Source organism: Sphingobacterium griseoflavum, assembly GCF_014653155.1.
Taxonomy (GTDB): domain Bacteria; phylum Bacteroidota; class Bacteroidia; order Sphingobacteriales; family Sphingobacteriaceae; genus Sphingobacterium; species Sphingobacterium griseoflavum.
Genome location: NZ_BNAF01000010.1, coordinates 100641 through 120236 on the forward strand (window position 1 = coordinate 100641; position 19596 = coordinate 120236).

Genomic DNA, 19596 nt, shown 5'->3' on the forward strand with positions numbered 1-19596 from the left:
TCGTTATACAAATATAACTATTTTCAATAATTACAACCGTCATCATCTGTTCATAAAATTTCTATGGGCTATCAATTTAATTTATAATGCAATCCTTCAATTTTTTCGATTCCATCCAAAAATTCATTCGTCAAGTTTATGCGTGTAGACTTTGCGGGCATTTCGATGGCTAATTCATCTTGAATATCTAGAATTTTGAACTTTAGTTGGCAGTTGGCCTCTGTATGCTCCGTTTTGGTACATTCAACCAAATTTTGCACCATTTGAACCAATTTATCATCCAACAGGTGAAGGGGTAATTGTATTGTAAACGATTTGGCCATTTTATCGCGAAGGTCGGACAGCAATTGTATATGCTTAAGTTCAAAACCCCAATTACCTATTTGTTTAAAGCGTTCCTGTACCAACCCTCTAATTTGGACAAAGAACCCTTCCTGCAAGTATCCTTTAAATTTAACATAGTCTTCACCGAAAACCATGATTTCATAAGAGTCGCTGTAATCTTCGATGATGAATGAACCAAATGGCTTGCCCGATTTTGCCACACGATGGTTTGCTGCAGCGATAATACCGCCCAGGATCACCTCCTTGTTTTTGATTCTATTAAAATCGATCAAAACCTCATCTTCAACTTCACTTGCTTTAACCTTATTAATTAGCTGTAAGTCACTTACCTTATTTGCACAAAAGTGCTTTATTTCAAATTTATAGTTATCTAAGGGGTGACTTGTCAGATAGATACCAATCACATCTTTTTCGTACTTAAGCTTTTCGATCAATCCCCATTGGGCACATGGCGCCAACACGGGTTCTGGAAGTTCAGTGGCTGCTGATCCGCCGAAGAGGCTAGCCTGCGCTGAGCTTTCATTGTCTTTCACTCGGTTTCCGAATTTAATCGCCTTCTCCAAGCCGGTAGCATGATCACCCTCTGTACTGAAGTACTGTGCACGGTGTGTATTCGTAAAACTATCAAAACCACCTGCATATGCCAAACTTTCGAAAGCTTTCTTATTAGCTGCTCGCAAGTCAATCCTTTTGGCGAGATCAAAAATCGATTTATATCGACCGCCTTTTTCTCGGGTTTCGACAATGGTATCGACAGCTCCTGCACCTACACCTTTCACCGCCCCCATACCAAAACGAATAGCTCCTTGTTCATTTACCGTGAACTTATAATAAGATTCGTTCACATCAGGTCCCAAAACGGCCAAGCCCATGCGCCTACATTCCTCCATAAAAAAGGTCACCTGCTTGATATCGTTCATATTGTTAGAAAGCACGGCAGCCATGTATTCGGCTGGATAATGTGCCTTCAAATAAGCAGTTTGGTAAGCTATCCAAGCGTAACAGGTAGAGTGTGATTTGTTGAACGCGTAGGATGCGAACGCTTCCCAGTCGGTCCAGATCTTTTCCAATACTTTCGGGGCATGGCCTTTTTCTGCTGCTTGGTTCACGAATTTAGGCTTCATCTTATCGAGCACCGCTTTCTGCTTCTTGCCCATTGCCTTCCGTAAAACATCCGCATCACCCTTTGAAAAGCCAGCTAATTTCTGGGACAGCAACATCACCTGCTCCTGGTATACTGTAATCCCATAGGTCTCCTGCAAATATTCTTCGCAGGCCTCCAAATCGTAAGTGATAGGCTCTATACCATGTTTACGCTTAACAAATGACGGGATATACTCCATCGGTCCGGGTCGATAGAGCGCATTCATCGCAATTAAATCTGCAAAAACAGTGGGCTTCAGCTCCTTCATATATTTTTGCATACCGGGCGATTCATACTGGAACACACCAATCGTCTCCCCCCGCTGGAACAGCTCATACGTCAACACATCATCAATGGGAAACTTATCCGGATCCAATGCTACACCATGGCGCAACTTAACGTTGGTTACTGTATCTTTGATGAGCGTAAGTGTTTTAAGCCCCAAAAAGTCCATCTTCAGCAAGCCAGCGCTTTCCACGACGGAGTTGTCAAATTGCGTGACAAAAAGCTCCGAATCCTTCGCCAACGATACTGGAACAAAGTTAGTGATGTCGTCTGGGGTAATAATAACGCCACAGGCGTGCACCCCTGTATTCCGCATCGATCCCTCCAAAATACGCGCCTGTTTGATGGTCTCGGCCTCCAGACCAGCGCCATCCGCCAAATTCTTGAGCCTGTTAACGGCTTCAATTTCTTCCGATCGCAGCACCTCCTTCAGCCCTTTATCATCCATGGTGAAAATCTTGCTTAACTTCAGGTTCGGGATCAGTTTAGCAATTTCATTTGCATCTTGCAAGGGCAAATCCAGCACGCGAGCGGTGTCCTTTATGGATGATTTCGCCGCCATTGTACCGTAGGTAATGATCTGTGCCACCTGCGAGGCGCCATACTTATCGATCACATACTGCATCACCCTTCCACGTCCCTCGTCATCAAAATCGACATCGATATCGGGCATGGAAACACGGTCTGGATTTAAGAAACGCTCGAAAAGGAGATCGTACTGAATAGGATCCAAGTTGGTAATACCGAGGCAATACGCCACCGCAGATCCCGCTGCCGAACCACGACCCGGCCCAACGGAAACGCCCATTTTCCGCGCTTCCGCTATAAAATCCTGCACGATGAGGAAATATCCCGGATAACCAGTCCGTTCGATTGTCGCCAATTCAAAATCCAAGCGCTCTCTTACAACACCATCAATTTCCGCATACCTACTTTCTGCCCCTTTGTAGGTCAAGTGGCGCAAATATGCATTTTCTCCGCGCTTTCCACCATCGACATCGTCTTCTGCATGCTGAAATTGATCGGGAATTTCGAACTTAGGAAGCAAAACATCCCGGTTCAGCGAATAAACTTCCACCTTGTCTAAGAGCTCTTGGATATTGATTATCGCTTCAGGAATATCTGAAAAGGCCTTTTTCATTTCATCAGCCGACTTGAAATAATATTCCTGGTTAGGTAGGCCGAAGCGAAAGCCGCGACCACGACCTTTCGGTGTAGAAAGCTTTTCCCCATCCTTCACACACAACAAGATATCGTGTGCATGCGCATCGGCTTTATTCAAGTAATAGGTATTATTGGTTGCCAACAATTTCACATCATGTTTCCGCGCTAACTCCACCAAGGTCTCGTTAACCCTATTTTCATCTTCTTGGCCATGACGCATCAATTCCATGTAGAAATCATCCCCAAATTGCTCCTTCCACCATAGTAAAGCCTCCTCCGCTTGTGCTTCCCCAATATTCAGCACCTTGCTGGGCACCTCACCATGTAAATTGCCTGACAGAACAATTAGGTTGTCCCTGTAACGTTCGATGACAGACTTATCGATGCGCGGTACATAATAAAACCCCTCGGTATATGCGGCGGATGCCATCTTTGCCAAATTGTGGTAACCTGCTTTATTTTTAGCTAAAAAAACAATCTGGTAACCATTATCCTTTCTGGATTTATCTCTGTAATTTTCGCACACATAAAATTCGCAGCCGACAATAGGCTTTATCATGCGGCCACTAGGTTCCTCTCCGCGCTCGATTGCTTCGGCATGTTTTGCTGCAATCTCTTTATTGTGGTTGACTGCTTTATTGACAAAGTGGAAAGCGCCCATCATATTGCCATGATCTGTCAATGCAACCGCTGGCATATTGGCTTTCACCGCCGCATCAACCAAATTAACAACACCTATAGTAGACTGTAATACAGAAAATTGCGAGTGGTTATGTAAATGAGCGAACTCAGCATCTTGCAAGGCTTGAAGCAGACTCTCATCAATAACCACTTGCGGCGTATCGCTCTTCTGCTCCTTACGGATAGCATCAGAAGCAGCTTTTAAGTTGATATGGCGCAGTCCTACCGACGCTATAAGATCGGGATTGTGCTGCTTGAACTCCACAAAATAACCTGTATCTACCTGCAGCTCTTCGGACGTGAAAATTTCCCGCCTGATCAACTCAAAGAAACAACGCGTCGTTGCTTCTACATCGGCGGTAGCATTGTGGGCTTCTGCAAACGGAACACCGAACAAATGTCCATGCAGTTCCGTCAGATTAGGCAGTTTATAACGACCACCACGACCACCGGGCAACTGCAGGAGCTCGGCCGTCACTTCGGTACAGGTGTCTAAAACAGACATTGCTGACATGGGAGACTCTACGCCATAGCGGTAAAACTCACTGCCCATAATGTTGAGATCGAAACCAATATTTTGTCCGACGACAAACTTAGCTTTCGCCAGTGCCTCGTTGAACTTGTGCAATACATCAAGTAATGGCACACCATCTTTCTCGGCAAGCTCGGTAGAAATACCATGAATCTTTTCCGAGTCATAGGGAATGTTAAAGCCATCGGGCCGAATAAGGTAATCTTGGTGTTCAAGCAAACGCCCCATTTCGTCATGCAATTGCCAAGCAATCTGAATACAACGCGGCCAATTGTCCGTATCCGTAATAGGCGCGTCCCAACGTTTGGGCAAACCGGTTGTTTCCGTATCAAAAATTATATACATGCTATTCCCTTTGTCTAGATAAACAAAGTTAAAAATTAGTCTATGTATTCTATTAAGATACCTGTCAAATTATTCACCTCATGTGCTATCCTTATGAAGATTAACGCATAAAATTGAGAACTCCGCGTGCATGACACGTAGCGAGCACTTATTTCATAAAATATGATTACAAGTAGGCAAAATACGAGAATGATTTTGTTTTCCTTTTTAGCAGATTTACGACAGATTCTACCATAGAAAAGAATAAATTGCAATTACATTAAACAACACTTACATGTTTTCATCGCTTACTTACCAACATCGCAGAGATATATTACAAGATCATGTGGATACAGGCCTGTTGTTGTTCCTTGGAAATATCGAAAATCCGATAAACTTTGAGCACAATACATACCCTTTCCGGCAGGATAGCACCTTTCTATATTATTTTGGCATCCAAGTGCCTAACCTCGCCGCCGTGATCGATTTAGACAACCAGCGGATCGTTGTTTTTGGCGATGAGTTGAATATCGATCAAATCGTTTGGATGGGCCGACAGGAAACATTGCGCGAGAAGTGCGATAAATCGGGGATTACAGACTGCCGACCATTGTCGGCGTTGAAAGATTATATCAGCAAGGCTTCGTTGTCTGGTCAGTCCATTCATTATCTCCCGCCCTACCAATCTGCTAATAAGATCCGCTTAGGCGACTTGCTAACGATTGATATTGCGCAATTAAAACCTTCAGAAGCATTCATCAAAGCTGTTGTAGCACAACGATCGATCAAGGAAACGCAGGAGATCGCGCAGATAGAGGAGGCATTGCGGATTTCCGTGGATATGCATCTCCTGGCGATGCGTATGGCAAAACCGGGTATGAAGGAAATTGAAGTGGCCAATGCCATACGCCATTTAGCGGCCGATCAAGGTGCGCCTTTGGCCTACCCACCCATCGTGACCATACATGGCGAAATCTTGCATAACTCGTATCAACTGAACACCTTGAAAGACGGTGACATGCTACTCAATGATTCTGGCGCCGAAACAGCTATGGGCTATGCCGGTGATTTAACCCGCACATTCCCCGTGGGACGAACATTCAGTAGCAAACAGCGCGAGATCTACGATATCGTTCTGCAATCCTTTACCGATGCGCGCGAACTATTGCGCCCCGGCATTGCTTTTAAGGACGTACACATTAGCGCTTGCCGCACATTGGTAGCCGGGCTTATCGATATCGGACTGATGAAAGGAGATCCTGATGAGGCCGTGCGCCAGCATGCCCACACCTTGTTTTTCCAATGCGGCCTAGGCCATATGATGGGACTCGATGTGCACGATATGGAAGATCTCGGCGAGCAATATGTGGGCTACACGCCGGAACAGCCAAAGGATACGCAAACATTTGGTCTAAAATCCTTACGCTTGGGTAAGCAACTGGAAGAAGGCTTTGTTGTTACGGTAGAGCCCGGTGTATATATCATCCCCGAGTTGATCGATCGATGGCAAGCCGAAGGCAAGCACGCATCCTTTATCAACTACGATAAGGTAAACGAATACCGTGATTTTGGCGGCATACGTATCGAAGACAACTTCTTGATCTCCACGAGCGGCTACCGTTTGTTAGGTCCGGAACTCGTAAAAGCAGCAGATGATATTGAAAAATTAAGATTAGATTATGTTTCCTAAACAAACCTTGGTAAAAAAGATCGCACTTGCACTTCTCTTGGCGGCAAGTGCCAATATGGCGGTAGCGCAGATGCAATGGACAGCCGATGGAACAGGATTTTACTCTTTTTCCAAAGAAGGCATAGGTATTATCAATCCTTTACAACCGGAGAAAAGCGTAAATTTTCTGACGTCCAAAGAGCTAATTCCTGACGGCGCAAGTACGGCGCTGGACGTACAGAGTTTTCAAGTATCGCCCACTGGCAACAGCCTACTTCTTTTCGCCAACACACAGCGGGTATGGCGCGAAAATACTCGCGGCGATTATTGGTTGTTTGATAAACAGCAGAAAACCTTAGTTCAACTCGGAAAAGGACTTCCTTCCGCTTCGCTCATGTTTGCGAAGTTTTCTCCTGACGGAACTCAGGTCGCCTATGTGTCTAAACACAACATCTATGTAGAAGACATCAAAACAAAGGAAATCAACAAAATAACGACCGACGGTACAGATCGCATCATCAATGGAACCTTTGACTGGGCCTATGAAGAGGAATTCGGTACGCAAGATGGATTTCGTTGGTCGCCGGATGGCACCAAAATAGCTTTCTGGAAGCAGGATGCACGGCAAACAAAAAACTTTCTGATGATCAATAATACCGATAGTCTTTATGCCTTCACTATCCCCGTAGAATATCCTAAAGTAGGTCTTCCCCCTTCCCCAACAAGTATATGGATACATGACATAAAGAAGGACAATGGCATCAAAGTTAATGATTTACTATCCGCTACAGACGGTTATATTCCACGTATGGAGTGGCTAACTGACGGTAAAGGATTGATCTTCCAAACGCTGAACAGGAAGCAGAATGAAAGTAAAATCGTCGTTAGCAATGCCTCTACTGGGCAAAGTAACGTTATCCATACCGAGCAAGATAAAGCATGGATCGATATTAAGTCACGATGGAATGATGGCGATCCTGCCGGCTGGGATTGGCTCAACGGCGGAAAGGAATTTATCTGGGTTTCCGAAAAAGGTGGCTGGCGCCAAATTTACACCATCGACTTGCAAGGCAAGGAAAGGCTCGTGACCAAAGAGCCATTCGATATCATACAAATAGAGATGTTTGATGCAAAAACGCAGACCATCTATTTTTCTGCTTCGCCAGATAATGCGACACAAAAGTATCTCTATAAAATCAGTTTAAAGGGAGGAAAAGCGAGTCGCGTTACTCCGAGCGGCCTGCAGGGCACCAACAGCTATACGATTTCTCCCAACGGAAAGATAGCGCTCTTTAACAGCAGCAACACCGGATACCGCGCCGCGAATGCGGTGGTATCGCTTCCAGACCACAAAGAGTTGGCACCGGCACAACAGGTCGCCAAAGCCTCTGCACAAGATGCCAAGACAGAATTCTTTCAAGTAACAACGGCAGATGGCGTAACCCTTGACGGCTGGGTGGTGAAGCCAAAGAACTTTGATTCAACAAAGAAATATCCAGTTGTATTCTACGTATATGGTGAACCAGCATCGCAGACGGTAACGGATGCATTTGGTACAGGTAAAAATCGGCTCTACATGGGCGACATGGCGGCGGATGGCTATGTTTACGTTTCTTTGGAAAACCGTGGTGCACCAGCACCGAAAGGCAGGGAATGGCGGAAGTCGATATACCGCAATATCGGCATCCTGAATATCCGCGATCAGGCCATGGGCGCCAGAGAGGTGTTTAAATGGGGCTTTATCGATACGGCACGTGTGGCCGTTTGGGGATGGTCGGGGGGCGGCGCCTCTACCCTTAACCTGTTGGGACAATATCCAGAGATCTATAAAACAGGAATTTCCATAGCGCCTGTTACCAATCAATTGCTCTACGATAATATTTACCAAGAACGATACATGGGACTTCCTCAAGAAAATGAAGAGGATTTCTTAAATGGTTCGGCTATTAGCTACGCAAAAAATGTAAAGGGCAACCTTTTACTGGTTCACGGTACCGGTGATGATAACGTACACTATCAAAACGCCGAAGTATATATCAATGAACTAATAAAATATAACATCCCGTTTCAAATGATGTCCTATCCGAACAGAAGCCATTCCATCAGCGAGGGTGAAGGAACATCGAAGCATCTGGGGTTGATCTACACGCGTTTCCTGAAAGAATATTGCCCGCCGGGCGCCAAATAATTTATGCAGGCAAGAGTACAGATATTCGCAGCATGATACGAGATGCTGACGCTCCAACTTAACTGCGTTGAGCCATGAAAAAACAAAAACAGCCTGAAGTGTGGATGCGAGGTCCTTTGCCCAACATCCCTATTTTGCTTCAGCCCGTAGCACATGCCTTATTACAGGTTGAAGAGGACATCCAAGGCATCCTGCAAAATGTAAAGGAAGAACAACTATGGGAAAGCCCTGCCGGTGCGGCATGTATTGCGTTTCATATACAGCATATTACGGGCGTCATCGATCGCATGTTCACCTATGCGCGAAATGAAAGACTCACTGACTTGCAATTTGATGATCTGAAACGAGAAGGCAAGCAACGAACAGGAATAGATAAGAAATGCCTGCTAAAGGATCTGAGCGAACGCATGGAACAAGCGCTGCAGGAATTGGCTACAACGCCGGTAAGCGAGCTCGGTGAAGCGCGCTATCTTGGCAGGAAGCGCATCCCGACAACACTTATTGGCTTGCTTTTTCATGCAGCGGAACATAGCCAAAGACACTTCGGGCAGCTACTTGTGAAAGAGAAATGGTTGAATGCTTGATCTTTCGTTAAAATTTGTTAAAGGAGACCTTTAGATATACGAATCATGAAGTGGTAGCGTTTTTACTATAAACACGAGAAAAAAATACTTCATAGGTTAGTTTATAATTGGTTAGTTTGAAAAATCCTGAAACTCCCCGTTTCAGGATTTTTTTGTTGAATACGATTTTGGCATACTTACTTCCTATATGAAATTTTACGTTCACGCTACCTAGCACTTCGGTTTTTACTTCGGATAATAGTATCTTTGCACTTTAAGCATTATACAAACGAGGATAAAGGCATGAGAAACGTTAAAGTAGGTTTGGTGCAAATGAGCTGTACAGCAAACAAACAAGAAAATCTTGACAAGGCGATTTTTAAGGTTAGAGAAGCCGCCGAAAAAGGAGCACAAATTGTATGTTTGCAGGAACTCTTTACTTCCTTATATTTTTGCGACGTAGAAGATTACGACAACTTCGCCTTAGCAGAATCTATTCCCGGCCCATCAACCGATGCGCTGTCGGACGTGGCCAAGGAGTTGGGCGTTGTTATTATCGCGTCGCTCTTTGAGAAACGTACCGAAGGATTGTACCATAATACTACCGCTATCTTGGATGCTGACGGTAGCTACTTAGGAAAGTACCGCAAGATGCACATACCAGATGATCCGGCATTCTATGAGAAGTTTTACTTCACGCCAGGCGATCTTGGCTACAAGGTGTTCCAAACCAAATTTGGCAAAATCGGTGTGTTGATTTGTTGGGATCAGTGGTATCCTGAGGCATCTCGCATTACGGCATTAATGGGCGCTGAAATATTATTTTACCCTACGGCAATTGGTTGGGCGACCGATCAAGATGAAGAAACGAATAAAGATCAGTACAATGCTTGGCAAACCATACAACGCTCACATGCGGTAGCTAACGGTGTGCCGGTAGTTTCTGTCAACCGTGTAGGATTCGAGCAAGACGGAGCGATGAAGTTTTGGGGAGGTAGCTTCGTCGCCAATGGACAAGGTAAATTATTGTATCTTGCTTCCCACGACAAAGAAGAAACCGAGGTTATAGAATTGGATCTGAATCAGGCAGATTACTTTCGCAAACACTGGCCGTTCCTGCGTGATCGCCGCATAGAGACCTATGCGCCTATCACTAAAAGATTTATAGACGAAGATTAATAACAATGATAACTTATGACCATTTCAATAAGGTGCTTTACCCCTATTGAAATGGTCTTTATTTTTATACTATGTCAGAAAAAAAGTCTTTCGATAGCACCTATTTCGAAGAGTCTCCAAAAAAACTGGGCTTTTCCTTTCCGGCCGAATGGGCACCACAAGAAGCCATGTGGCTAAGTTGGCCACACAAAGAAGCTTCGTGGCCCGGAAAAATTGAAAGCATCTATGCGCCCTATGCGAAATTCATAGCGGCTGTCGCCGCGGGGCAAAAGGTGCGTATCAACATCTTGGATGAGGCTATGAAGGTATCTGCGCTATCCTATTTGGAAGAAGCGGAAGCAAGACTAGAAAATGTTGAGTTTTATTTTAACCCGACTAATGACGCTTGGTGTAGAGATCATGGTCCCGCTTTTTTGTTACATCAAGAAAGAAAAGAAAAAGCTGTTGTGGACTGGGGCTACAATGCTTGGGGCGATAAATATCCGCCATATGATTTGGATGATGTTGTACCTACACGTATAGCAACAGAGTTTGGTTTGAAGTTGTTCAACCCAAATATCGTCATGGAGGGTGGCTCTGTTGAGTTCAACGGAAAAGGAACCGTGCTGACAACCACGGCTTGCTTACTAAACGAAAACAGGAACCCACATTTGACAAAAGAACAAATAGAAACATATCTCAAAGAGTTCTATGGCCAAGAGCAAGTACTGTGGTTGGGTGACGGAATCGTGGGCGATGATACGGACGGCCACATCGATGATATCACGCGTTTTGTTAGTGACGACACTGTACTTACTGTCGTTGAAGATGATCCAACCGACGACAATTACGAAATTTTACAAGAAAACCTTCGTACGTTGCGCACATTAAGGCTACCTGATGGCCGTCCTTTACAGATCACCGAACTCCCAATGCCATCACCAGTTATCTATGATGACACGCGCCTACCCGCCTCCTATGCCAATTTTTATATTGCAAACGAGGTTGTCGTCGTGCCTACTTTTAACGACGTAAATGACCAACGTGCTTTGGATATCATACAATCGTGCTTTCCTACACGCAAAGTAATTGGCATCGATTCGGTTGATATTATTTGGGGCTTAGGCAGCTTCCATTGCTTAAGCCAACAGGAGCCCGCTGTGTAATGATTGCTTCCAAACAGTCGGCGTCGGAAACCGTGAATACAAAGGAAAGAAAACAAGTACCCTATTGCATTCACCGCACGCTTTCGCGCTATCCTTAGCTTTTTTACTTTAATTTGAACGATCTCCATGTAAGCCCTGTTCTTAAAAAAAGAATTGCTATGCAGATACAGGAACTAAACATCAATGACACCATCGTCAGCCAGGAAGACAAAACGCCAGTAGTAACATTCAATATCGATATTTCGATTCTTTGCGATACGACGCTGGACGAATTTACGGTTAATGGGAAACTAGACACCACTTCATTGAAGGATGCCGCCTTACGTTTCTTCAGTCAAAAGATCCAACAAAAGGATCTGGATTCGGATCTGTAGATCTTATAAATAGCGTATACAGCAAGGGTACAGATCGATCCAGCAGGCCTGAGCATCAAGCAGAAATTTGCTTTTAACAAAATTTTGTTTGTGAATGATGCTTTAATTATGACAACAAAACCTGATTTAAATTGTTGTATGGTGGCAGGTATGTACGGAGCAATCGCGGATCGGGATTTATTTGAGAATTTGCGAATATCGCTAAACGTATTGAAGCGCTGAAATTTATTTTGAAGACATCGTTATGAAAAAGCTCTTATTTGTCATTTTAATTGTTGGTCTCCTTGGAACAATCGCGTGGATGTTGTTGGTAAAATACGATGGAAGTCCCCGTTCAGAAACTAGTCATCAACTATTGGTGGACCGTATTGAGGCAATGGGCAAATTAGAGCTCGTAAAATATAAATTAAGCGACGTGGTAGAACATAAAACGATCAGCACTTTCTTACCGGATGCTAGCGTTCTACTTATTGTGAAAGCTGACGCAGTTGGTTGCATTGATCTTACCAAATTAAACCCTGATAAAATTTCGGTTCAAGGAGACTCCGTTTCTCTACAGCTTCCGTCGCCAGAGATATGCTACATAAAAATAGATCATTCAGGCTCAAGGGTCTACGATACGAAGATGGCTTTCTTCCGGGAAGCAGCATTAGTTGATGAAGCCTTTAAAAGCGCGGAACGACAGGTAGAAAAAGAGGTAGCCAAATCAGACATATTGCTACAGACAAAGAACAATGCTATGCACGTTTTTCGCCCATTGTTAGAGGGATTAGGTTTTAAACGCATAAACCTTACATTCGAGTAAGCATCTCCTGCGTAAAGTCTTATCTTGTGTTCGATTTATTGAACTAAAATTTAGATAAGCTTGTCAGCAGAAACGTTAACAATACAAAAGCAACATTTCCTTATACTGGATGGCTTGCGTGGCATTGCCGCCATGGTCATCGTTCTCTTCCACTTCATGGAGTGGCTGATTACCGATTTTAAGGAAAACTTTGTAGGACACGGCTTTCTCGCCGTAGACTTCTTTTTTTGTCTATCCGGATTTGTAATTGCCTATGCTTACGATGACCGTATAAAGCACATTGGATTAAAAAAATTCTTTATTGGGCGTTTGATACGCCTACACCCGTTGGTGCTGATAGGCTCCATATTAGGATTGGTAGGACTTCTTGTTACACCATTTTCCAAAGGGGAAGATTACAGCTTTCTTCAGCTTCTGACGCTCTTTGCCTCATCCATTTTATTGATCCCCTATCCGGTATTGCCGGAACGTGCCTTCAACCTCTTTAGTCTAAACGCACCTGCATGGACACTTTTTTGGGAATATATTGCCAACGTCGCCTATGCACTATTCCTTTTCAAAATAAAGAAAAATATCCTTCTCATACTCACCGTATCTTTTGCAATCTATCTCTTTTACCTAAGCCATAGCTACGGAAACCTCTCGGGAGGATGGAGTAAGGATAACTGGGAAGTAGGTGGAATTAGACTAGGCTATTCGTTCTGTGCAGGTCTTTTACTTTACCGAAATCGTTGTATTATAAAAAACAATTTAGGATTTGTGGGACTTACGATCTTGTTACTAGCGGCACTTTTCATGCCCTTTTACACGTTTAACTGGCTCTTCGAATCTATCGTTGTCATCCTGTATTTCCCTTTTCTGATTGCTTTAGGTGCCGGGGCATCGCTGAGCAATCCTTTAGAAAAGATATGCCGCTTTTTAGGAAATCTATCTTACCCCTTGTACATGACGCACTATTGCGTTATTTGGGCTTTTGGAGCGTACCTACAAAGCCCTTCTTTTTATCAAGGCACCGTTAGTTACGTCATCGCGGTAGGTTTTTTACTATTGATAGCATTTGGCTATATCGTAATGCGTTTTATAGACAAGCCTATAAGAAAAAAAATGGCAAACATGCTATGGAAAACGAATATCAAAGATTAATATCGCTGGTATTTAACCACCTGCGTTATAGTAAGACGTTAGTAACCACATACTAAAACCGATCCTTTTTCGTTTGAATAGCAGTTCGTAATTTCATAATAATTTATTAATTAGTTTGATAAAAATCCTGATGTTCCTAGCATCAGGATTTTTGATTGATAGGTTGCTGCAGCGCCTTCAAGAGCTGCGTAGCGATATGGAGGAAGATATTTCGACACCCCCGGTTTCTCTTATTGGAGACTAGGATCTGCAAACGTATTTCCGGCATTGATATCACCTGTATCATAACCTTTTTTGAACCAATATGCCCGTTGTTCTGACGTGCCGTGTGTGAAGGATTCTGGATTTGATCGACCGTAGGCCTGTTCTTGCAAATGATCGTCACCGACTGCCGCGGCGGCTTGCATGCCGGATAAGATATCATCGTAGTTGAGCTCTACGTCACTATATTGACCTGCATAATGAGCCCACACGCCAGCATAAAAGTCAGCCTGTAGTTCCGTCATGACGGAAATTTTATTGTAGGCACGCTCGTCTAACTTCGCACGCATGGCATTTGTTTTGTCGAGCAGCCCTAACACATGCTGAATATGATGTCCCACTTCATGTGCAATCACATAAGCCAGTGCAAATTCTCCTTTGGCACCATATTTCTGTTGCAGCTCTTCGTTGAAGGAAAGATCCAGATAGATTCGTTGATCTGCGGGGCAATAAAAAGGGCCAAAGCTGGACTTTCCAACACCACAACCTGCGGTTTCGACAGCTCCATTATAAACCGCAAGTCTAAGTTTGGGATAGTCGCGCCGCAAATCTGCTTGGAATACATTCCCCCACACGTCCTCCGTACTGGCAAGCACAACATCTGCGAAGTTAATTAACTTGTCCTCTACTTCGGAAGATTCGTAAGGCTCATTCGATGTGCTAACCTCGGATTGTTGCTGCAGTTGTTCAAGAATCTGTGTGGGATCACCGCCCATAAACAAGCTAATGATCACAATCACAACAGCACCAATTCCGCCGAACGCAAACTTCTTCCCGCCGCTCATGCCGCGCCTGTCTTCTATATTTCCGCTTCTACGGCCTCCTTGCCATTTCATAATTTCATTTTTGTTATCCACCGCAAAATGTCGGCCAAATATCTTCTATTAATTTTGTATTTTCGCCAACAAAATACCGGTATCATGTCGATTGAAAAGCAACTTATAGAACGAAGCAACAGCAGCTGTGAATTATGTTCGCACAATAACAATTTAAGCGTCTACACCGTTCCTCCGCATGATCAACAAACGATAGAAACTAGCGTCTATGTGTGTCAAACCTGTTTGGATCAAATTGAAAAAAAGGAACAGCTGAACGCCAGTCATTGGCGACCACTATCGGAAAGCATGTGGTCTGCATTTCCTGCTGTACAGGTGCTTGCTTGGCGTATGTTGAGTCGTATGCGACAAGAAGCTTGGGCAGCAGACAATTTAGATATGCTGTATCTTGATGATGAAACCCTTGCTTGGGCGAAGAAGACCGGTGATCATGAACAAGATGGGACAGTGGAATTTCATCAAGACGTTAACAATACAAGGCTGTACGACGGGGACACGGTAGTCCTCATCAAAACATTGGATGTAAAAGGATCAACCCTGTCTGCAAAACTCGGCACCGTTGTTAAAAATATTCGCCTTGTGGCGGATAATGTGGCGCAAATCGAAGGAAAAATAGATGGCCAAACGATAATCATCTTAACAAAATATCTACGCAAAGGTTAATCAAATGCGGTTTATGGCAGGGAGCTTAATTATCTAGGCTCCATTGAAAATAGGCCGCCTCAGCTACGAAATTTTCATTGCGGTATACAAATTTGAAATCTAGATAATCATCGGCGCACCCACTGATATCAGAACAGCAATATTGGCGACTAATTCGAAAATGTAATCTAAAACTCCCCTTACCTGTCGACTCATCATAACGAAACTTGAGCAAGTGTAAGTCTGTAAGCACTGGGCCACCGTCTCGATCCTTCAACTGTTCAACGACATGATCGCTGATCTGCCGTACATTTTCTTTGGAAAGAATAGCCAGCAAGTTTGAAGGTTGCGCAAGTAATCGCACAAACAATGTATTTGCTATCGGAATCTCCAGTCTAACTATAGCGTTTATACTCATGTTGCAATATTTTTTCGAATAATCTGGCCGATGGAAAGCACTGATGAATGACAGCATCCATTGCCTTCGGTTCAACGGATAGATAAAGGCAGCAGGCTCGAAACACGCAATATTCGATCTGCTCCATAGAAGAGCGTACTAATCCTTTGTCGAAGGTTATCTTTTTTTTCGTATGAGAAACACTAAACGGGCGATGTTCATTTTTACGGAATGTTGCATCAGGTAATATACAACTAAAAAAATCTTCCCATTTTCCCATCAGCTCGATAACCTTTTGGCGCAAGAGTTCTTGCTCAAGAACATGTAACTGCCCTGTTCCAGATTTAAATCGAGAAGCGTGAACATAAATCGCTCCGTTTTTTATGTAGCAACTCTTCGAACGCCATTGCGGCACCAGCGCCCAAGGCCTACCAAAAACATGTAGCTGCAAAGGCGGCACGTGGGGAGCCGATTTAATCTTTTCCTGTAATAAATTCCGTATGGACCAAATCGCTTCAGCTTGCGATAAGCCTGCAGGAATATATACAATCTTAGCATCCTCATCCCATCGCAAAATCTCTATTGTCCCCGACTCTCGCAACCGAACCTCAATATTATGGTTATCCAGCTCCCAATACATAGGGCAAAATACGCAAAATCCACGACTTATGTTACGCAATCGTTACGGTTTTTTAAGTCAACTTTTGTTAAATTTGCGAAGATAAACTAAATAACAATATATGAAAAAAATTCTTGCTATGACAGCCATCGTGGCTATGTCGGGAGGATTCGCTTTTTCACAGTCCCATCAAGCGATTAACTTATCCTATATGGATAATCAGGTCCGTCCCCAAGATGACTTTTACAACTATGTAAATGGAAATTGGATGAAAACGGTAGAAATTCCGTCAGACAAGGCGCGCTGGGGCTCGTTCGATGAGCTACGTGAACATACGGATGTTGCGGTACTTAAAATTTTGAAAGAATCGCTCAGCACAAATTTCGAAAAAGGCTCGGACGGGCAAAAAATAGCCGATCTGTATAAGTCATATGTAGATTTCGAAACACGGAACAAGCTGGGCATTTCTCCGATTAAGCCTTATCTGGCAAAAATAGATGCGATTAAAGATATCAAAGGCTTATACAAATACCTGTTGGAAGTAGGTCCTGAGCGAGGAAATCCCTTTTTCAGCGCATATGTATCTGCGCACATGAAAAACAGCGATATCAACGCTGTTTATCTTGGTGGCGGCGGATTGGGACTCGGTCGATCATACTACCAAAAAGTAGACGAGAAAAACACCGAGACGCTGGCGCAATATGCACAGTTTATATCGACTTTATACAGCAAAGTAGACCAACGCACGCGCGATCTTAAAGGACCGAAAGTGCTGGCCTTTGAGAAGGAAATCGCATCTTACCTAAAGACAATTGAAGAGTCGCGCGACGCCCAAAAACGCTACAATCCAGTTGCCGTAGCCGATCTTGGTAAGATGGTAAAAAATGTAGACATCGCAGGTTACATCAAGCAATTGGGATTCACTGCAGACACGGTGATTATTGGCGAGCTTAAGTACTACCAAAATTTGGACAAGATAGTGAACCAAGAAAACCTTCCGGTTATCAAAGAATATCTGAAGTTCAATGTTATGAACGACGCAACGGGATACCTAACCAAAGAACTGGATGAATTGTCGTTTGATTTTTATGGCAGAAAGCTACGCGGTCAAAAAGAACAACGTGAATTGGAAAAACGCGGACTAGAGTTTGTGAATGGAACCGTCGGCGAACTTTTAGGCAAGCTTTACGTGAAGGAAAATTTCCCACCAGAAGCGAAAGCAGCCTGTGAGGAAATGGTGCAGTACCTCGTAAAATCCTTTAACATGCACATCCAAAGCTTGGACTGGATGTCGGATGAAACCAAGGTCAAAGCCTTGGAGAAGCTCGCTAAATTTAAAGTAAAGATTGGCTATACAGATAAATGGAAAGACTATTCCAAGCTAGCTGTCGGCAGTTCCTTGTTCGACAACATTAAAGGGATCAGTCGTTGGAGCTTCCAAGAAAATTTAGCAAAACAAGGAAAACCAGTAGATAAAACCGAATGGGGTATGACACCACAAACGGTAAATGCTTATTACAGTCCGCTGTTCAACGAGATCGTGTTTCCTGCAGCAATATTGCAAGTGCCGTTTTACGATTACAAAGCAGACGCTGCGGTAAATTTTGGCGGCATCGGAGCGGTAATTGGCCACGAGCTTTCACACGGATTTGACGATTCAGGTTCGCAGTACGATGGGAATGGCAACTTGAACAATTGGTGGACTGAGGCAGACAAAGAGAAGTTTGAGGCGGCTACGGACGCTTTAGTAGCCCAGTTTGAATCGTATGAACCCGTACCAGGTGTCTTTGTCAACGGCCGCTTTACGTTGGGGGAAAATATTGGTGACCTTGGCGGATCGTCCGTCGCGTTTGATGCGCTTAAAATGTACCTGAAAGACAAAGGCAATCCCGGTCTTATTGACGGCTTTACGCCGGAGCAACGTTTCTTCCTCTCTTGGGCAACCATATGGAGAACGAAAACGACAGACGAATTTGTCGTCAACCAAGTTAAGACCGATCCCCACTCCCCTGCGCAATATCGTGCATTCGCACCCATCATTAATTTGGATGCTTTCCACGAAGCTTTCAAAACAAAACCAGGCGATAAACTCTACAAAGCAAAACAAGATCGAATCAAGATTTGGTAGCGTGACAAAACTGCAAAGCCGGCTCATATGTAGCCGGCTTTATTATTTAATTAGCGTACTTGCGTTGCCGCTAGGCATGTATATACGAAATTGGAAAATTTCTCACATGGCGGTTCCAATATCGATACTTTTTGATACATTTAGGCCATGAATACAAGTAATGTAATACAGGAAAACAAATTTCTCGCATGGTAATAATAAACAATTTTGAAGAATACAAATCGCATGAGGGGAAAGCACTTGGCGAATCAGATTGGCATATCATTGATCAAGCGCAAATCAATAAGTTTGCTGATGCTACCTTAGATCATCAATGGATACATGTAGACAAGGAAAAAGCTGAAAAAGACGGACCGTTCAAATCCACTATTGCACACGGTTATTTGACCTTGTCGTTAATACCTTACCTGTGGAAACAAATAGCTGATGTTCGCAATGTAAAGATGGAAATAAACTACGGGATAGAAAATCTTAAATTTGGACAACCCGTCTTAGTGAACAACGAAGTACAGCTTCGGGCAAAAGTGAAATCCATATTAAATCTTCGTGGTGTAGTCAAAGCGACAATAGAAGCGACTTTGGTCATTAAGGATAATGCGAAGCCAGCGTACGTCGGTGACGTCGTTTTTCTTTACCATTTCGCGTAATTACCTTATCAAAAACGTCTACAAGCTTCAGCATCGATAGAACAACGCTTCTTCGTATACTTAGGACGGTAAACATTGTTCTATCGATATCAATTTGACCGTTTTTAAACGATCAAAATCCCACTACTAACATTCGTAAAATTCGATAGGTAGCCCATCCGGATCCGCGGTAAAAAAAAACCTTTTACCGGTCTGCTTGTCCCGACGTATGGGTTCGCAAACCACTCCGCGACCAGTCAGTATGTTAACTGTCTCGGAAACGTCATCTACGGTGAAAGCCAAATGGCGGAGTCCTACAGCTTCAGGATAAGATAATCGTGATGGTGGTGATGGAAAGGAGAATAACTCGATAATATATCGACCCTCCAATGCTAAATCTGCTTTATACGATTGACGATCCGGCCGATACGTTTCCGATAGCAACGCTAAACCAAGAATATCCCTGTAGAAGGCGATCGATTTTTTGTAATCGCTGCAGATGATCGCAATATGATGCACAGCTTTCAACGATAGCGACATACGAAA

At 43.7% G+C, this 19596-nt stretch carries 16 protein-coding genes; 11 read left to right on the plus strand and 5 right to left on the minus strand.

Going from position 1 to position 19596, the window contains the following annotated elements:
• Nucleotides 1–71: 71 nt before the first annotated feature.
• Complete coding sequence (gene dnaE, locus IE165_RS13740) at nucleotides 72–4496, minus strand: DNA polymerase III subunit alpha (protein ID WP_189627214.1); 4425 nt, start codon at nucleotides 4494–4496, stop codon at nucleotides 72–74.
• 274 nt (nucleotides 4497–4770) lie between these two features.
• Here dnaE and IE165_RS13745 point away from each other — a divergent pair, with 274 nt between their 5' ends.
• The 8 genes from IE165_RS13745 (at nucleotide 4771) to IE165_RS13780 (ending at nucleotide 13541) form a co-directional block, all read left to right on the plus strand.
• Nucleotides 4771–6165: an aminopeptidase P family protein gene (locus IE165_RS13745; protein ID WP_189627215.1), complete on the plus strand. Its 1395-nt coding sequence runs from the start codon at nucleotides 4771–4773 to the stop codon at nucleotides 6163–6165.
• A gap of 55 nt (nucleotides 6166–6220) precedes the next feature.
• Nucleotides 6221–8332 carry a S9 family peptidase gene (locus tag IE165_RS13750; protein WP_373297923.1) on the plus strand — a complete coding sequence of 704 codons (2112 nt, stop codon included), beginning with the start codon at nucleotides 6221–6223 and terminating at the stop codon, nucleotides 8330–8332.
• 74 nt (nucleotides 8333–8406) lie between these two features.
• Nucleotides 8407–8916, plus strand: coding sequence for a DinB family protein (locus IE165_RS13755; protein ID WP_189627217.1), 510 nt, complete (start codon nucleotides 8407–8409; stop codon nucleotides 8914–8916).
• 282 nt (nucleotides 8917–9198) lie between these two features.
• Entirely contained in the window at nucleotides 9199–10074 is an 876-nt protein-coding gene (locus tag IE165_RS13760; protein ID WP_189627218.1) for a carbon-nitrogen hydrolase, read from the plus strand.
• A gap of 71 nt (nucleotides 10075–10145) precedes the next feature.
• Nucleotides 10146–11219, plus strand: coding sequence for an agmatine deiminase family protein (locus tag IE165_RS13765; protein ID WP_189627219.1), 1074 nt, complete (start codon nucleotides 10146–10148; stop codon nucleotides 11217–11219).
• 158 nt (nucleotides 11220–11377) lie between these two features.
• Nucleotides 11378–11593, plus strand: a complete 216-nt coding sequence (locus IE165_RS13770; protein WP_189627220.1) for a hypothetical protein — start codon at nucleotides 11378–11380, stop codon at nucleotides 11591–11593.
• Between the two features lie 244 nt (nucleotides 11594–11837).
• Nucleotides 11838–12398 (plus strand): DUF4230 domain-containing protein, encoded by a 561-nt coding sequence (locus IE165_RS13775; protein ID WP_189627221.1) that lies wholly within the window; start codon nucleotides 11838–11840, stop codon nucleotides 12396–12398.
• A 60-nt stretch (nucleotides 12399–12458) separates the two neighbouring features.
• Nucleotides 12459–13541: an acyltransferase family protein gene (locus tag IE165_RS13780; protein WP_229826564.1), complete on the plus strand. Its 1083-nt coding sequence runs from the start codon at nucleotides 12459–12461 to the stop codon at nucleotides 13539–13541.
• Between the two features lie 230 nt (nucleotides 13542–13771).
• Here IE165_RS13780 and ypfJ read toward each other — a convergent pair whose 3' ends face one another.
• Nucleotides 13772–14638, minus strand: a complete 867-nt coding sequence (ypfJ, locus tag IE165_RS13785; RefSeq protein WP_189627222.1) for a KPN_02809 family neutral zinc metallopeptidase — start codon at nucleotides 14636–14638, stop codon at nucleotides 13772–13774.
• An 84-nt stretch (nucleotides 14639–14722) separates the two neighbouring features.
• Here ypfJ and IE165_RS13790 point away from each other — a divergent pair, with 84 nt between their 5' ends.
• Nucleotides 14723–15301 (plus strand): PhnA domain-containing protein, encoded by a 579-nt coding sequence (locus tag IE165_RS13790; RefSeq protein ID WP_189627223.1) that lies wholly within the window; start codon nucleotides 14723–14725, stop codon nucleotides 15299–15301.
• 25 nt (nucleotides 15302–15326) lie between these two features.
• On the opposite strand, the gene IE165_RS13795 is transcribed toward IE165_RS13790, so the two are convergent.
• Entirely contained in the window at nucleotides 15327–15698 is a 372-nt protein-coding gene (locus tag IE165_RS13795; protein ID WP_189627224.1) for a hypothetical protein, read from the minus strand.
• The gene (locus IE165_RS13800; RefSeq protein WP_189627225.1) at nucleotides 15676–16317 is read right to left on the minus strand and encodes a hypothetical protein; all 642 of its coding nucleotides are present in this window, start codon (nucleotides 16315–16317) and stop codon (nucleotides 15676–15678) included. The genes IE165_RS13795 and IE165_RS13800 overlap by 23 nt, the downstream gene beginning before the upstream one ends.
• Nucleotides 16318–16417: 100 nt before the next feature.
• Here IE165_RS13800 and IE165_RS13805 point away from each other — a divergent pair, with 100 nt between their 5' ends.
• Nucleotides 16418–18424, plus strand: a complete 2007-nt coding sequence (locus IE165_RS13805; protein WP_189627226.1) for a M13 family metallopeptidase — start codon at nucleotides 16418–16420, stop codon at nucleotides 18422–18424.
• Between the two features lie 188 nt (nucleotides 18425–18612).
• Nucleotides 18613–19071 (plus strand): MaoC family dehydratase, encoded by a 459-nt coding sequence (locus tag IE165_RS13810; RefSeq protein WP_189627227.1) that lies wholly within the window; start codon nucleotides 18613–18615, stop codon nucleotides 19069–19071.
• A 126-nt stretch (nucleotides 19072–19197) separates the two neighbouring features.
• Here IE165_RS13810 and gloA2 read toward each other — a convergent pair whose 3' ends face one another.
• Nucleotides 19198–19590, minus strand: coding sequence for an SMU1112c/YaeR family gloxylase I-like metalloprotein (gene gloA2 / locus IE165_RS13815; RefSeq protein ID WP_189627228.1), 393 nt, complete (start codon nucleotides 19588–19590; stop codon nucleotides 19198–19200).
• Nucleotides 19591–19596 lie beyond the last annotated feature (6 nt).

Excerpts from the sequence above, each read along its gene's own strand:
- dnaE (WP_189627214.1), bottom strand. The coding sequence starts at position 4,496 with ATGTATATAATTTTTGATACGGAAACAACCGGTTTGCCCAAACGTTGG.
- IE165_RS13745 (WP_189627215.1), top strand. The coding sequence starts at position 4,771 with ATGTTTTCATCGCTTACTTACCAACATCGCAGAGATATATTACAAGAT.
- IE165_RS13750 (WP_373297923.1), top strand. The coding sequence starts at position 6,221 with ATGGCGGTAGCGCAGATGCAATGGACAGCCGATGGAACAGGATTTTAC.
- IE165_RS13755 (WP_189627217.1), top strand. The coding sequence starts at position 8,407 with ATGAAAAAACAAAAACAGCCTGAAGTGTGGATGCGAGGTCCTTTGCCC.
- IE165_RS13760 (WP_189627218.1), top strand. The coding sequence starts at position 9,199 with ATGAGAAACGTTAAAGTAGGTTTGGTGCAAATGAGCTGTACAGCAAAC.
- IE165_RS13765 (WP_189627219.1), top strand. The coding sequence starts at position 10,146 with ATGTCAGAAAAAAAGTCTTTCGATAGCACCTATTTCGAAGAGTCTCCA.
- IE165_RS13770 (WP_189627220.1), top strand. The coding sequence starts at position 11,378 with ATGCAGATACAGGAACTAAACATCAATGACACCATCGTCAGCCAGGAA.
- IE165_RS13775 (WP_189627221.1), top strand. The coding sequence starts at position 11,838 with ATGAAAAAGCTCTTATTTGTCATTTTAATTGTTGGTCTCCTTGGAACA.
- ypfJ (WP_189627222.1), bottom strand. The coding sequence starts at position 14,638 with ATGAAATGGCAAGGAGGCCGTAGAAGCGGAAATATAGAAGACAGGCGC.
- IE165_RS13790 (WP_189627223.1), top strand. The coding sequence starts at position 14,723 with ATGTCGATTGAAAAGCAACTTATAGAACGAAGCAACAGCAGCTGTGAA.
- IE165_RS13795 (WP_189627224.1), bottom strand. The coding sequence starts at position 15,698 with ATGAGTATAAACGCTATAGTTAGACTGGAGATTCCGATAGCAAATACA.
- IE165_RS13800 (WP_189627225.1), bottom strand. The coding sequence starts at position 16,317 with ATGTATTGGGAGCTGGATAACCATAATATTGAGGTTCGGTTGCGAGAG.
- IE165_RS13805 (WP_189627226.1), top strand. The coding sequence starts at position 16,418 with ATGAAAAAAATTCTTGCTATGACAGCCATCGTGGCTATGTCGGGAGGA.
- IE165_RS13810 (WP_189627227.1), top strand. The coding sequence starts at position 18,613 with ATGGTAATAATAAACAATTTTGAAGAATACAAATCGCATGAGGGGAAA.
- gloA2 (WP_189627228.1), bottom strand. The coding sequence starts at position 19,590 with ATGTCGCTATCGTTGAAAGCTGTGCATCATATTGCGATCATCTGCAGC.